12 protein-coding genes are annotated in these 14,569 nt (G+C 73.0%); 6 read left to right on the top strand and 6 right to left on the bottom strand.

Annotated elements, in window-relative coordinates:
- Window positions 1–272: PspC domain-containing protein (locus LJ221_RS13365; protein WP_247719997.1), on the bottom strand; the 272-nt coding region annotated here is incomplete at its 3' end.
- A gap of 94 nt (window positions 273–366) precedes the next feature.
- Between LJ221_RS13365 and LJ221_RS13360 the strand changes: the two genes are divergently transcribed.
- Entirely contained in the window at window positions 367–1,821 is a 1,455-nt protein-coding gene (locus LJ221_RS13360; protein ID WP_241716657.1) for a PspC domain-containing protein, read from the top strand.
- A gap of 167 nt (window positions 1,822–1,988) precedes the next feature.
- Here the strand turns inward: LJ221_RS13360 and LJ221_RS13355 are convergent, their stop codons facing one another.
- Window positions 1,989–3,323, bottom strand: coding sequence for a hypothetical protein (locus LJ221_RS13355; protein ID WP_374228441.1), 1,335 nt, complete (start codon window positions 3,321–3,323; stop codon window positions 1,989–1,991).
- A 354-nt stretch (window positions 3,324–3,677) separates the two neighbouring features.
- Here LJ221_RS13355 and LJ221_RS13350 point away from each other — a divergent pair, with 354 nt between their 5' ends.
- Window positions 3,678–4,031, top strand: a complete 354-nt coding sequence (locus LJ221_RS13350) for a hypothetical protein (protein WP_241716654.1) — start codon at window positions 3,678–3,680, stop codon at window positions 4,029–4,031.
- A 28-nt stretch (window positions 4,032–4,059) separates the two neighbouring features.
- Here the strand turns inward: LJ221_RS13350 and LJ221_RS13345 are convergent, their stop codons facing one another.
- The gene (locus LJ221_RS13345; RefSeq protein WP_241716653.1) at window positions 4,060–5,256 is read right to left on the bottom strand and encodes a C40 family peptidase; all 1,197 of its coding nucleotides are present in this window, start codon (window positions 5,254–5,256) and stop codon (window positions 4,060–4,062) included.
- A gap of 382 nt (window positions 5,257–5,638) precedes the next feature.
- Here LJ221_RS13345 and pcrA point away from each other — a divergent pair, with 382 nt between their 5' ends.
- Entirely contained in the window at window positions 5,639–8,164 is a 2,526-nt protein-coding gene (gene pcrA / locus LJ221_RS13340) for a DNA helicase PcrA (RefSeq protein WP_241716651.1), read from the top strand.
- Window positions 8,165–8,257: 93 nt separating this feature from the next.
- Here pcrA and LJ221_RS13335 read toward each other — a convergent pair whose 3' ends face one another.
- Window positions 8,258–9,865 (bottom strand): M23 family metallopeptidase, encoded by a 1,608-nt coding sequence (locus LJ221_RS13335; RefSeq protein WP_241716649.1) that lies wholly within the window; start codon window positions 9,863–9,865, stop codon window positions 8,258–8,260.
- Window positions 9,866–10,169: 304 nt separating this feature from the next.
- Window positions 10,170–11,108 carry an alpha/beta fold hydrolase gene (locus LJ221_RS13330; protein ID WP_241716647.1) on the bottom strand — a complete coding sequence of 313 codons (939 nt, stop codon included), beginning with the start codon at window positions 11,106–11,108 and terminating at the stop codon, window positions 10,170–10,172.
- A gap of 317 nt (window positions 11,109–11,425) precedes the next feature.
- On the opposite strand from LJ221_RS13330, the gene LJ221_RS13325 reads away from it, so the two are divergent.
- On the top strand, window positions 11,426–11,836 hold the full coding sequence (locus LJ221_RS13325) for a cobalamin B12-binding domain-containing protein (protein ID WP_241716645.1): 411 nt from the start codon (window positions 11,426–11,428) through the stop codon (window positions 11,834–11,836).
- Window positions 11,837–11,986: 150 nt separating this feature from the next.
- On the opposite strand, the gene LJ221_RS13320 is transcribed toward LJ221_RS13325, so the two are convergent.
- Window positions 11,987–12,145, bottom strand: coding sequence for a hypothetical protein (locus LJ221_RS13320; RefSeq protein ID WP_241716643.1), 159 nt, complete (start codon window positions 12,143–12,145; stop codon window positions 11,987–11,989).
- Between the two features lie 283 nt (window positions 12,146–12,428).
- Here LJ221_RS13320 and sucC point away from each other — a divergent pair, with 283 nt between their 5' ends.
- Together sucC and sucD are read left to right on the top strand one after the other, a co-directional pair.
- A complete protein-coding gene (gene sucC, locus LJ221_RS13315; protein WP_241716640.1) occupies window positions 12,429–13,601 on the top strand; it encodes an ADP-forming succinate--CoA ligase subunit beta in 1,173 nt (390 codons plus the stop codon).
- Window positions 13,602–13,625: 24 nt separating this feature from the next.
- Window positions 13,626–14,510: a succinate--CoA ligase subunit alpha gene (gene sucD, locus LJ221_RS13310; RefSeq protein ID WP_241716639.1), complete on the top strand. Its 885-nt coding sequence runs from the start codon at window positions 13,626–13,628 to the stop codon at window positions 14,508–14,510.
- The last annotated feature ends 59 nt before the right edge of the window (window positions 14,511–14,569 follow it).

Raw genomic sequence — 14,569 nt, 5'->3', positions numbered from 1 at the left:
GCGTCGACGCCGCCCGCGCCCAGCGGCACGAAGAACCAGAAGGCCGCGTACAGCAGGGCGCCCAGGCCGTTGGTCATGAAGAGCACGAGGAACACGATCCGCACCCAGGACACCGGCACCCCCAGGTGGCCGGCCAGCCCGCGTGCGACACCGCCGAGCAGCCGTCCCTCGGAGCTGCGGTAGAGCCTGCGCAGCGGCGGGGGGTCGGCGGTGGGGGGCGGAGCGGTGGTGGTCACGCCACGATCGTCACACGGACGGGTGGCGCGGGGCATCAGGGTCGGTCCCTGATCCGGCCCGGATAACTCAGGGTCGCCTCCGGGACGCCCCCTGATGCCCGGGGGCGGACGGCACGCCACCATGGTCCCCATGAAAGACGCCCAGCCGCCCGCCGACGAGCCCAAGCCGGACGCGCCGGAAGCCCCGGAGGCCGGAGCGCGGCTCACCCGCAGCCGCCGGCACAAGGCCGTCGCCGGGGTGTGCGGCGGCCTGGGCCGTCACTACGACCTCGATCCGGTGATCTTCCGTGTGCCGCTGGCCGTGCTGTCGGTCGTGGGCGGTCTCGGCCTGCTCTTCTACGGCTTCGCCTGGCTGCTCGTCCCGCTGGAGGGCGAGGAGGAGAACGAGGGGCGGCGGCTGCTGACGGGCCGGGTGGAGGGCACCACGCTGAGCGCGGTGCTGTGCGCGCTCGTCGGCAGCGGGCTGTTGCTGAACTCGCTGGGCAGCGGCGACGGCGGGACGCAGACGTTCTCCGTGCTGCTGGCCGGATCGGTCGCGGGCGCGGCCTACTGGTCCCGGCGCCGCGCCACGACCGCGGAGGAGCAGGGGGGCGGGGGCCCGGCGGATCCGGTGACGGCGCACGCCGTCGCCGACGCGCCCCCCGAGGCCCAGGCCCCGCCCGCACCGGCCGGGCCGTCGTGGTGGCGCGGGCCGCTGACGAAGGACGGACCGCCGCAGACGCCGCCGGACACCGGCTACCTGTGGGGGCCGGAGGACGAACCGGCCGTCGGTTCGTACGCGGGTACGCCCCCGTACGGGAAGGAGACGCCGGGAGGTAAGGGGACGCCGTGCGGGAAGGAGGCGCCTGCCGGGGACGGGGACGAGGCCGGCCCCGGGCGGTCCGGCGCGCCGCGCGGGCGCGGGTCCATCGGCGGCCCGCTCCTCCTGCTGGCCCTGACCGCGGCGGTGATCGGCGTCGCCGCCGCCTGGCACACGCAGCCGCTGGGCGTCGCGCTCTCCATCGGCCTCGGCTCGGCACTGGGCGTCTTCGTTCTGGGCGCGCTGGTCAGCGTCTTCTACGGGCGGATCGGCGGCGGGACGTTCTTCGCGATCATGTGCACCGGCCTGCTGCTGGCGGGCTCGATGCTGCTGCCGAGGGACATCACCACCGACTGGGCCGAGACCACCTGGTACCCGATCGTGCCCGAGGGGATCGAGGAGCAGTACCCGCTGGGCACCGGTTCGGCCACTCTCGACCTGTCCGGCGTGAGGTTCGAGGACGGGCGCACCGTCCGCACCGGCGTGGACGTCGGGATGGGGGAGGCGACCGTGGTCGTGCCCGAGAACGTCGAGGTGAAGCTGGACATCAGAGTGGGAGGCGGCGGTTACCGTCTTTCCGGGCTGTCCGGGGCCGACGGCTGGGGGACGGCGCAGGGCGGTGGGATCGGGGTGGAGGCACGGCGGACGCTGCCGCCGGCCGACGGCGAGCCGGACGGCACGCTACTGCTGCGCATCGACGTCGGGGTGGGCGAGGCGGTGGTCGTCCAGGCACCGGTGGCGGAGGACGGGGAACGGGCAGCGGAAACGGCGGAGGCGACGCGGTGAGACGGCACGTGCTCCGCCCTGCCCGGACGCCGGACGGCCGTCAGCCGGACGGGGCGGGGAAGGAGCCACGGGCGGTGTAGCCGTCGTCCGCCGCCTCCCGCGCACCGGCCGCGTGGTCGTACCGGGCCGCGAGGACGTGCCGTCCGGCGGGGACGGTCCGGACCGGTTCAGTCCAGGACGTCGATGGAGTAGCGGTTGGTCTCCGCGCCCGCCGCGGTGATCACCTGCACCTCGACCCGGCCGGGCTCGACGTCCACCGGCACGGGGACGGTCAGCACGGTGTCGGCCGGGCTGGCGAAACCCCCGGCGACCGGGACCAGGGGGACGTGGACGTGGACGGCGCCGATGCGCACCGTCGTCCGGGCCAGCCGGTCCGGCGCCTCCGCGCCGGGCGGCACGAGACCCGAGCCGCGGATCTCGATGTCGTCGCCGGTGCGGATGGGCGCGTCCAGATCGCCCGGCTCGCGGGAGCGGACCACTGACAGGATGACGGGCCGGCCGCCCTCGGAGTACTTCCCGGCCAGGTACGTCAGCGCCGAGATCGCCACCAGCAGCACCAGGCCCCAGGGCAGGTCCGGCAGCTCACCGGGCCGGCGGGCCGCCCCGACCGCCGCGAGGACCGCCGCCACCGAGCACACCGCCACGTACTGCACGTCCGTGAAGGAGCCGCGCCCGCCGTCGTCGGTGAGCAGGTCGGCGGCGCGCGGCCGGTCGGCGCGCACCTTCTGCAGGCGCTGCGCCCGCACCCGCAGCGCGACGGTGCGGCGCACGGTGACCGCGACCGCGCAGCACAGGGCGAGGACGGTCAGCAGTCCGGCGCCGCGCCCGGGATCCAGGCCGGCGAGCAGCCGGACGGACGCGTCCGCGCCGGGCGCGAGGGCCGCCCCGACGGCGACGACCAGCACGGAGTACGAGGCCAGCAGCACCCAGGCGGCGGCGACCGTGCGCGAGGTGGACAGCCGCCCGTCCTCGCCGGTCACCGGAGCCGGCACCCCGCCGTGCGACCGGTGCAGCAGCGCGGCGGCGGTCAGCGCGGCCGCGCAGACCAGCGCGGCGGCCAGCCCGGCGGTACGCCCGGCCGTCCAGCCCGGGCCGAGTACCGCCGTGGTGATCTGGCCGGCCAGCAGCAGGGCGACCGCGCCCCAGACGGCGACGGCGGTGCGCCGCCACAGCCCGTTCAGCCGGAAAGCGGCCTCGGCGCGGGTGTGTTCGGCGACGGTGCGGGCCGCCTGGGTCAGTTCGTCGGAGACCCACTGGCGGGACGCGCCGGGCGAGTGGGCGAGGGCGGCGGGCACTCCGACGCCCGCCGCGAGTTCGTCGCGCCGCCGCCGGAACTCGGCCAGTGCGCGGCGGCGGCCCTCCCGCACCCCGTGCGGGCAGTCCGCGCAGGCGCAGCCGCCGTGTCCGGACGGCGGTGCGCCGCCCTTCGTGCCGGACGGCCCGGCCGTCCCTCCCGGGGGCGCGCTCGCCGTACCGCCGCCCCGCGCAGTGTCCACGGCCACTGTCGACCCACCTCTCCCCGGCTCTCCCCGAGCCGCCGACTCTCCGGCAACGGGAGGGAATTGTGCCCTACGGGGAAGGGGGCCGGGTGGTGTTCCCGGTCGTTCCCGGTCGTTCCCGGCCCGTTCCCCGGCCCTCTCCCCCGGCATGCCGGGGGCCGGTTCACGGATGCGGTGGGGAGGGAGAGGCGCTCGGAGTGCCGCGCGTTCACCACCCGGACGAGTGAGCCGCCCCGGCCGGCGGTCTGCCTCCCGGGAGTGACGGAGACCGTCCCGGCCGCCCTCGGCCGTGGCGGCGGGAGCAGGTGAGAGCCCTGGCCGAGGGCGGCGGGGGAGCCCCGGATACGCTCACGTGCCATGGAGGCACTCACACACTTCTTCGTCGGCCTGCACATCGTCGGCATCGGCGCCCTGCTCGGCGGCTTCATGACCCAGATGAAGGCCATGGGCGCCGGTGAGGCCCGCATCGTCCCGGCGATGCTGCACGGGGCCCTCACCATGCTGGTGACGGGCATAGCCCTGGTCGGTCTGAACGAGGCGGACGGCCAGACCGTCAACCACGTGAAGATCGGCGTGAAGCTCACCCTGCTGGTGGTGATCCTCGGCCTGGTCTACGTCAAGCGGGACGAGGAGCGGCTGCCCGCGCCGCTGTTCGGCACCATCGGCCTGCTCACCGTCGTCAACGTCTTCCTCGCCGTCATGTGGGTGTAGCCGGCGCACGTACCGCGGGCGGCTCGTCTCAGGCCGGGCGGACCGCGCTGTGGAAGGGCATGTGGTCGACGGACTCGTAGCGCACCTCGGCGCCCGGCTTCGGCGCGTGGATCATCTGGCCGCCGCCCGCGTAGACGCCCACGTGGCTGATGTCGTCGTAGAAGAAGACCAGATCGCCCGGCCGCATGTCGGCCCTGGCGATCCGGGTGCCCGCGTCCACCTGGTCGTAGGTGGTGCGCGGCAGTGAGACGCCCGCGCCGCGCCAGGCGGCCTGGGTCAGGCCCGAACAGTCGTAGGAGTTGGGGCCGGTGGCGCCCCAGACGTAAGGCTTGCCGAGCTGGGCCTCGGCGAAGGCGAGTACCTTGCCGGCCTTCGCGGCGTACGAGCCGTCCGCGGCGCCGCCCGCGCCGGTGTCCGTGCCGCCGGTGTCCGTGCCGGTACCCGTGTCCGTTCCGCTGTCCGCCGGCGCCCCGGCCCGCTCCTCGCGCTCGGCGGCGGCCTCGCGGCGGATCTCCTCCTGCCTCTCGCGCTCGGCGGCGGCGGCCGCCTCGCGGCGGGCCTCCTCCTGCCGCTTGCGCTCCTGCGCGGCCAGGCGGGCCTTCTCCTCGGCGGTCAGCTCCGACAGCAGCTCGCGGGCCTGTGCCAGTTTGCCCTGGACGGTCCTCCTGGTGTCCGCCAGCTTGTTCCGGGCGTCGGTGAGTTCGGCCAGGCTCGCCGAGGCCTCCGACCGCTTCCTCTCGGCCGCGCGCTGTTCGTCCCGGTAGTCGTCTACGGCCTGCCGCTGGCGGTCGGTGATCCGGTCCATCAGGTGCTTGTGGCCGAAGAAGTCCTGGGGATTGTCGGACAGCAGCAGCACCGCTGTGCCGGAGACCCCTCCGGTGCGGTACTGCGCGGTGGCGTAGCCGCCCAGCTTTCTCCGGGCGTCGTTGAGCCTGTCCGCGCGCTCGGCGGCCTCGTCGAGGAGCCGGTCGACCTTCTCGCGCTGTGCGTCCGCCTTCTCCTTGGCCGCGTTGTACTTCTGCGTCGCGCCGCCCGCCTCCCGGTACAGCGCGTCCACCCGCTCGCGGACCTCCTCGATCGAGGGACGGCCGTCCCCGGGCGAAGCCTGGGCCGGGTTCTGGGAGAGAAGGGTCGCGGAGGCGACGGCGGCGGTGGTGAACCCGACCGCTCCGCGCCGGGAGGCCGGGGACAGCAGGGGGGTGCGCGGTCTGCGGTGCGACGCCAAGGCGAGCGCTCCTTCCGTGGAACACCGCCTACCGGGTCGGCTGACGGGCCCGGGAGCCGGAGAAGTCCCGCCCCACGGGCCCGCGGGCCCGATCCACCCCGTGGGGAGTGGGTCCCCGGCCCCGGCCGCACGGCCGGGCTCGGCGGAGGCCGCCCGTGCCGGCGCTGTCGTCGGCGAGGGGTCCGGGCCGCCTGACGCTGGACCGTAGAGCACCGGTGGGGGCCCTGTGAAGACCGGTGTTCGGTATATCCCGAAACCAATTCGTTATCGGTCGGTTATCGTCCGTTTCGAGAGCCTCCCCCGCCACCAGGCCCTTTCGTCCCGGCCGCCTCCGCCCTGGCCGGTGCGGAGGCGGCGGCACGGCGTCCTAGACTCGACGGCGATGAGCAGCCTCTTCGACGACAGCTTCCTGGCCGACCTCGAGCCCTCCGGGGACGAGGAGCCGCCGCCCCCGCCGGAGGAGACGTCCGCGCCGCCCAAGGACGACATCCCCGACGACCTCTTCGCGGGCGCCTTCGGCACGGGCGGGACGCGCGACGCCTACTACGGCAACGGCGCGGCCCGTCCCGTCGTCGATCCGGCCGCCCTGCTGGAGGGGCTCAACGACCAGCAGCGCGCGGCCGTGGTGCACACCGGCTCGCCCCTGCTGATCGTCGCGGGCGCCGGATCCGGCAAGACGCGGGTGCTCACCCACCGCATCGCGCACCTGCTGGGCGCGCGCGGCGTCCACCCCGGGGAGATCCTCGCGATCACCTTCACCAACAAGGCCGCGGGCGAGATGAAGGAGCGCGTGGCGGAGCTGGTCGGCCCGCGCGCGCAGTCGATGTGGGTCTCCACCTTCCACAGCGCGTGCGTGCGCATCCTGCGGCGCGAGAGCAGGAAACTCGGCTTCACCTCCAGCTTCTCGATCTACGACGCCGCCGACTCCCGCCGTCTGATGGCACTGGTCTGCCGCGATCTGGAGCTGGACCCCAAGCGCTTCCCGCCCAAGTCGTTCAGCGCCCAGGTGTCGAACCTGAAGAACGAGCTGGTCGACGAGGAGGACTTCGCGGCGCGGGCCTCCGACGGTTTCGAGAAGACGCTGGCCGAGGCGTACACGATGTACCAGGCGCGGCTGCGCGAGGCCAACGCCCTGGACTTCGACGACATCATCATGACGACGGTGCACCTGCTCCAGGCGTTCCCCGATGTCGCCGAGCACTACCGCCGCCGCTTCCGCCATGTGCTGGTCGACGAGTACCAGGACACCAACCACGCCCAGTACACCCTGATCAGGGAACTGGTGGGCGTGGACGGCGGCTCGGCGGGGACGGCCGGCGCGGAGGAGGGCACGGCCGGCGGCGAGCGCGCCGAGCTGTGCGTGGTCGGCGACGCCGACCAGTCGATCTACGCGTTCCGCGGCGCCACCATCCGCAACATCCTCCAGTTCGAGGAGGACTACCCGGACGCGACCACCATCCTGCTGGAGCAGAACTACCGCTCCACCCAGACCATCCTCTCGGCCGCCAACGCCGTCATCGAGCGGAACGAGAACCGCCGTCCGAAGAACCTGTGGACCGACGCCGGGGCGGGCTCGCGCATCACGGGCTACGTCGCCGACACCGAGCACGACGAGGCGCAGTTCGTCGCCGAGGAGATCGACCGGCTGACGGACGAGGGCGAGGCGAAGGCGGGCGACGTCGCCGTCTTCTACCGCACCAACGCCCAGTCCCGTGTCTTCGAGGAGGTCTTCATCCGGGTCGGCCTGCCGTACAAGGTCGTCGGCGGGGTGCGCTTCTACGAGCGCAAGGAGGTCCGCGACGTCCTGGCGTACCTGCGGGTGCTGGCCAACCCTGAGGACGCGGTGCCGCTGCGCCGCGTCCTCAACGTCCCCAAGCGCGGCATCGGCGACCGGGCCGAGGCGATGATCGAGGCGCTGGCGCTGCGCGAGAGGATCACCTTCCCGCAGGCGCTGCGCCGGGTCGACGAGGCGTACGGCATGGCGGCCCGTTCGGCCAACGCCGTCAAGCGCTTCAACACGCTGATGGACGACCTGCGCACGGTCGTGGAGTCCGGAGCCGGGCCGGCGACCGTGGTGGAGGCGGTGCTGGAACGCACCGGATACCTGGCGGAGCTTCAGGCGTCCACCGATCCGCAGGACGAGACCCGGGTGGAGAACCTCCAGGAACTGGCCGCCGTGGCGCTGGAGTTCGAGCAGGACCGCGGTGAGACCCCGGGCACGCTCGCGGAGTTCCTGGAACAGGTGGCCCTCGTCGCCGACTCCGACCAGATCCCCGGCGAGGACACCGAGGGCTCGGGCGTGGTGACGCTGATGACGCTGCACACCGCCAAAGGACTGGAGTTCCCGGTCGTCTTCCTGACCGGGATGGAGGACGGCGTCTTCCCGCACATGCGGACCCTGGGCAAGACCAAGGAGCTGGAGGAGGAGCGGCGGCTGGCGTACGTCGGCATCACGCGGGCGCGAGAGCGGCTCTACCTCACGCGCTCGGCGATGCGCAGCGCGTGGGGGCAGCCCGCGTACAACCCGCCCTCCCGCTTCCTGGAGGAGATCCCGGAGCAGTACCTGGAGTGGAAGCGGACGGGGCCGATGGCCGCGCCGGGCGGAGGCGCGAGGGGCGGCGGGCTGTCCTCGACGGCGTCCTCCCTGTCGTCATCGCTGTCCTCGTCGTTCCCGTCCGGCCCGGTGGCCTCGCGGCGGCGCGGTCCGAGCGGCTTCGCCACGGGCCGGGCCAAGGACCGGCCGGCCGTCGCACTGGAGGCGGGGGACCGGGTGACGCACGACAGCTTCGGGCTGGGCAGGGTCGTGGCCGTGAAGGGCAGCGGGGACAATGCGGAGGCGACGATCGACTTCGGCGGGGACAAGCCGAAGCGGCTGCTGCTGAGGTACGCCCCGGTGGAGAAGCTCTGAGGGAGCCGTGAGGGGGGCCTGAGCCCGCGGCCGCGCACCGGCCGCGGCCCCGGCCGACGCGCCGACGGTGCGTCGGCCGGGAGTGGGCCCGGATCAGGTGGGATCGAGACCCTTGGCGCGGAACCAGGGCAGCGGGTCGATGGCCGCTCCGCCGCCCGGCCGCACCTCGAAGTGCAGATGGGGGCCGGTGGACTTGCCGGAGTTGCCCGCGTAGGCGATGGTGTCTCCGGCCTTGACGTGACCGGAGCGGATCCGGGTGCTGCTCAGATGGCAGTACCAGGTCTCGGTCCCGTCGGCCGCGGTCACGATCGCCATGTTGCCGTAGGCGCTGTGCCACTGGGTCCTGACCGTGCCGTCGGTGGCGGCCATGACCGGGGTGCCGTAGGCGACGGGGAAGTCGAGGCCCGTGTGCAGTGACACCCAGTTGATGCCGGCCTGCCCGTAGTACGCGCTGAGCCCGTGCTGGGCCACCGGGAGCGCGAACTTGGGACGCATCGCCTCCCTGCGGGCGGCCTCGGCCTCCTTGCGCTTGCGCTCGGCCTCCTGACGCTCCTTGAGGTCGATGCGCTCCTGGGTGCGGCTGGCGCGGTCGGCGAAGCCCTCGGCCTCGTCGGAGAGTCCGGCGAGCTGGGTGTCGAGCTTGCTGTTGGCCGCGCTGGACTTGACCGCGGAGGCGGTTTCGGGGGCGGCCTGGGCGGTGGTCTCCTCGGCCTCGTCGCCGACGCCGCTGACGGAGGCGGCGGCCACGGCGGTCACGCCCATGACACAGACCGACGGCACGGCGACGGTGAGCAGCGCCGAGCGCTTCGGCCGTGCGGAACGGCGGCGGCGCGAACCCGCCGGACGTGCGGACGGCCCGGACCTCCGCGGATCCTCCTCGTGCTTCTCCGGCCCGGCGAGGCCGGGGAGGTCGAGGGGTTCGGGGGAGCCGGGCCGCTCGGTGGGGTCCTCGAACTCGGTGAACTCGGTGAACTCGGTGAACTCGGCGGACTCGGCCGGTTCGTGGTCGGGTTCGGGTTCGGACGCGGGGAAGGAGCCGGTTCCGTCCGCGTCGGCGGAGAGGTGGGCGGCGTATCCGGCGTATCCGGTGTAGTCGCCGTACTCGGTGTAGTCGGTGTAGTCGCCGTGCTGGTCGTGCTGGTCGTGCTCGCCGTGGAGCCGACCGTCGCCGGCCCCGGATTCCGCCGCGGGGCGGGAGTCCGGTTCGTCCCAGGAGTCGGCGGGGTAGCCGTCGTACACCGCGTGCTGCCCGGTGTCCCCGGTCCAGGGGGCTCCGGGGGAGACCGCCGGGCCGGTGTGCACGCCCGTGCCGTAGCCGGTCTCCGCCCAGCCGTGGCCGCCGCCGTACGGGGAGTCGGCCGACTGCGCCGGGGGGTGTGCCCAGGAGTCGGCGGGGTGGTCCTCGTACACCGCGTGCTGTCCGGCGCCCCCGGTCCAGCCGTCATCCGAGGGGAACTGCCGGGCGGCGGGGTCCCGGGAGGTGTCGTCCGGCATCGCCCCGAAGAGCGGATCGCCGTCGCCGTCGCCGTACGACGCGGCGCCGAGGGCGTCGGAGGTGCCGGTGACGTAGCCGTACGGGGTGTCCTGCGATCCCTGGTAGCCGTATGCGGACTGGTCGTACGGGGAGCCGTGGAGGCCGTACGAGGAGTCGGCGGGGGAATCGGCGGGGGCCGGGACTCCCGACAGGTGACGGTCGTTCACCACCAACTTCTCTTTCGCCTCGACGACAGGGGCGGAGCAGTGCGGCGACTGTACCCGGCGGTACGCGACGGCGACAATCTTCGGCAGGTTTCGGACGGCCGGGAAACGGGCATTCGGTCGCCTTTCGGTGGACTACGGATCAGTACTTGGCCGTGCGTTCGAAATAAGTTCGAATAAAGCGGGTGCCGGAAGGCGTCGAATCGGTACCGGGAAGCCGGGAATACGGGTATGCGCGGAAACGGTGGGGGCGTATTCCGGGAGGCGGTGGCGCAGGAATCCGGTGCGGAGGGCCCGGCACGGCCGGTCAGGCCGCCCCGGCGGATCCCGGCTCCGCCCGCCCCGTCCGCTCCCCGCGGTGCGGCGCCCCCGCGGTCAGTTCCCGCCGGATCCCGGCGGCGACCTCCCAGTGCGCGGGGAGCGTCAGATGTCCCAGACCGCTCACGCGCACACTGCGGGAATCCAGGTCGGGGTGGTCGATCCGGGCGGTCTCCACGGGGACCATGAGCTGGTCCAGATCGCTCCAGAAGGCCACGAAGCGAGTGCGGCAGCCCGGCGCGGGACCGGCCAGTTCCTCGATCACATCGGATTCCGGCCGGAGCTGGCGCACGATCGGGTGGGCCGACATCAGCGGCGCCACCCGGGTGCCGGAGTGCGGGGTGCCGAGGGTCACCAGGGTGCGGACGCGGGCGTCGCCGCCCATCCGCTGGACGTAGTGGCGGGCGATCAGACCGCCCAGGCTGTGCCCGACCACGTCGATGCGGCGGTGGCCGGTGCTCGCGCAGACCTCGTCGACGTACTCGGCCAGGCGCTCCGCGGCGCAGCGGACGTCGCAGGTGAGAGGGGAGTAGTTGAAGGCGCGGATGTCGCGCCAGCCGTTGCGCACCAGTGAGCGGCGCAGCAGTGTGAACACCGAGCGGTTGTCGATGAAGCCGTGCAGCAGCAGCACGGGCGGGCAGTTCTCCCCCTCACGGCTGCCCGTGTCGCCGGTCTCCGCCCCGCCCCGCCTCCCCTCGGGCGGGGGGCCCGGGCGCACCAGTCCGTCCCGCCCGGCTCCGCCCGCCGGCGAAGCCGGTGCGCACCGCTCCTGTGCCATGCCCGCGGGGTAGAGCAGGGTGCGGCTCGCCAGGGAGGCGGCCTCCAGCGCGGCGGCCCGCAGCTCACGCGGGGCGAAGGGGATCAGGGACAGCGGCAGGGCGCCGAGGAACGAGCCGGACGAGAAGGACAGCGCCCTGGAGACCTTCATGGCCGGTGACCTCCTCCCCGGTGGCGCGCCCGGTGGCACGCGCCGGGCATATGTGGTCGTATGCCCCCCGGGAGGCGGTCTGATGCGGGGTGGAGGCGGATCGCGGGAACGCGGTGGGTGCGGGCCGTCCGGGAGCCCGCCGCGGATTTCCGGGAACCGGGCGGTGGGGCCGGTGTGTCCGTGTGATTTGCCCCTCCCTCCCCGCCGCGGGACTGCCGGGTGGGGGATGCTGACGATAACGTTCGTTCACCGGGTAACCGTCCGCTGACAGACGGCCGGACGGGCCGGCCGGGCCGCAGTCGTTTTGGGAGGCAGTGATGGGTGTGTCGGGTCCGATCCGCGTGGTGGTCGCCAAGCCGGGTCTCGACGGCCACGACCGCGGCGCCAAGGTGATCGCACGGGCGCTGCGCGATGCCGGTATGGAGGTCATCTACACCGGCCTGCACCAGACGCCCGAGCAGATCGTGGACACCGCGATCCAGGAGGACGCCGACGCGATCGGCCTGTCCATCCTCTCCGGCGCCCACAACACGCTCTTCGCCAAGGTCCTGGAGCTGCTGCGGGAGCGCGACGCGGAGGACATCAAGGTCTTCGGCGGCGGCATCATCCCCGAGGACGACATCCCCCCGCTCAAGGCGCAGGGGGTCGCCGAGATCTTCACCCCCGGCGCGCCCACCGGCGAAGTGGTGGAGTGGGTGCGCTCCCACGTGCGTTCCGTGGCCGCCTGACCCGCTCGGCGTACGGGCCGGTCTCCGGGGAGCCGCCCGCGCCCGGTGAGCCGTCCTCCGGTTCGTCCGGGACCGTGGTCGGCGGAGCCGGGCGGCCGGCCCTCCCGGTGGCCCCAGCCCCTCCGGCGCGCCGCTTCCGCGGACGCGGCGTCAGGCGCCGGCGTCCGGCACCGCTCCGCGGGCCGCCGCGATCTCCCTGTGCCCATGCGTTCCTCGCTCTCCCCGTACGGACGCGTGGTTGTCGTCGCCACCGGCGCCGTAGTTGTCACCGACCGGAAACACAAGCTCGCTCTCTGTGCGGTGGACCATGGAAACGACCGTACGAGCCGCCACTGACAATCGGTCCGCGGACGGCTTCCGCCCGGTCCGGTGACCGGGCGGACCGCGCCCCGCCGTGGCGCCTCCTACCCGGGCCGGGAGGGCGGTGTCTGTGACGGTTGTCACCGTACGGGTGTGAGCTGCGATTTATGCCGGGCACACCGACACGACTAACCTGCAAGGCGGACATGCCGCGCGCCCCGCAGACGCCGCGGCCACGCGGCACGCCCACGCTGACAACGAACCGCGACACCACAACTAGGGACGGACGCGCGTGGACCTGTTCGAGTACCAGGCGAGGGATCTCTTCGCCAAGCATGACGTACCGGTGCTGGCCGGTGAAGTCATCGACACGCCCGAGGCGGCGCGCGAGGCGACCGAGCGACTCGGCGGTCGCGCGGTCGTCAAGGCGCAGGTCAAGACCGGTGGCCGGGGCAAGGCCGGTGGTGTGAAGCTGGCATCCGACCCGGACGACGCCGTCGAGAAGGCCGGCCAGATCCTGGGCATGGACATCAAGGGCCACACCGTCCACAAGGTGATGCTGGCCCAGACCGCGGACATCGCGGAGGAGTACTACGTCTCCTTCCTGCTGGACCGCACCAACCGCACCTTCCTCGCGATGGCGTCCGTCGAGGGCGGCATGGACATCGAGGAGGTCGCGGCCACCAAGCCCGAGGCCCTGGCCAGGATCCCGGTGGACGCTGTCGAGGGCGTCACCGAGGCCAAGGCCCGCGAGATCGTCGAGGCCGCGAGGTTCCCGGCCGACGTCGCCGACGGAATCGTCGACGCGGTGCAGAAGCTGTGGACCGTCTTCGTCAAGGAGGATGCCCTCCTCGTCGAGGTGAACCCGCTGGTCAAGACCGGCGACGGCCGGATCATCGCGCTGGACGGCAAGGTGTCCCTGGACGCGGGCGCCGAGTTCCGCCAGCCGGGCCACGCCGCTCTGGAGGACAAGGCCGCGGCCAACCCGCTGGAGGCCGCCGCCAAGGCCAGGGGTCTGAACTACGTCAAGCTCGACGGCCAGGTCGGCATCATCGGCAACGGCGCGGGCCTGGTCATGAGCACCCTGGATGTCGTGGCCTACGCCGGTGAGAACCACGGCGGCGTCAAGCCCGCCAACTTCCTCGACATCGGCGGCGGCGCCTCCGCCGAGGTCATGGCCAACGGCCTGGAGATCATCCTCGGCGACCCGGACGTCAAGTCCGTCTTCGTCAACGTCTTCGGCGGCATCACCGCCTGCGACGCCGTCGCCAACGGCATCGTGCAGGCCCTGGAGCTGCTGAAGTCCAAGGGCGAGGACGTCACCAAGCCGCTGGTGGTGCGCCTCGACGGCAACAACGCGGAGCTGGGCCGCAAGATCCTGAACGATGCCGACCACCCGCTGGTGCAGCAGGTGGACACCATGGACGGCGCCGCCGAGCGTGCCGCCGAGCTGGCCGCGAAGTAACGAAGGACGAGGACACCGACAACAATGGCTATCTTCCTCACCAAGGAAAGCAAGGTCATCGTCCAGGGGATGACCGGCTCCGAGGGCCAGAAGCACACCCGGCGCATGCTGGCCTCCGGCACCAACATCGTCGGCGGCGTCAACCCGCGCAAGGCGGGCACGACCGTCGACTTCGAGGGGACCGAGGTACCCGTCTTCGGCACGGTCAAGGAGGCCATGGAGGCCACCGGCGCCGACGTCACCGTCGTCTTCGTCCCGGAGAAGTTCACCAAGAGCGCGGTCATCGAGGCGATCGACGCCGAGATCCCGCTCGCCGTGGTGATCACCGAGGGCATCGCCGTCCATGACACCGCCGAGTTCTGGGCCTACGCCGGTTCCAAGGGCAACAAGACCCGCGTCATCGGCCCGAACTGCCCCGGTCTGATCACCCCCGGTCAGTCCAACGCGGGCATCATCCCGGCCGACATCACCAAGCCGGGCCGCATCGGCCTGGTCTCGAAGTCCGGCACGCTGACGTACCAGATGATGTACGAGCTGCGCGACCTCGGTTTCTCGACCTGCGTCGGCATCGGCGGCGACCCGATCATCGGCACCACCCACATCGACGCCCTCAAGGCGTTCGAGGCCGACCCCGACACGGACCTGATCGTGATGATCGGTGAGATCGGCGGCGACGCCGAGGAGCGGGCCGCGGACTTCGTCAAGGCCAACGTCACCAAGCCGGTCGTCGGCTACGTCGCGGGCTTCACCGCCCCCGAGGGCAAGACCATGGGCCACGCCGGCGCCATCGTCTCCGGTTCCTCCGGTACCGCCCAGGCGAAGAAGGAGGCCCTGGAGGCCGCGGGCGTGAAGGTCGGCAAGACGCCGTCCGAGACCGCCCGCCTGGCGCGCGAGCTGCTCGCCGGCTGACACGCCCCACACGCCCCACACAGCACGGCGCGGGCCCGCACCCCCTGGGGGTGCGGGCC

Origin of the sequence: Streptomyces sp. CNQ085, assembly GCF_022614595.1 — a bacterium.
In the GTDB taxonomy this organism is placed as follows: Bacteria; Actinomycetota; Actinomycetes; order Streptomycetales; family Streptomycetaceae; genus Streptomyces.
This window is presented reverse-complemented; position numbering and strand designations above follow the sequence as displayed.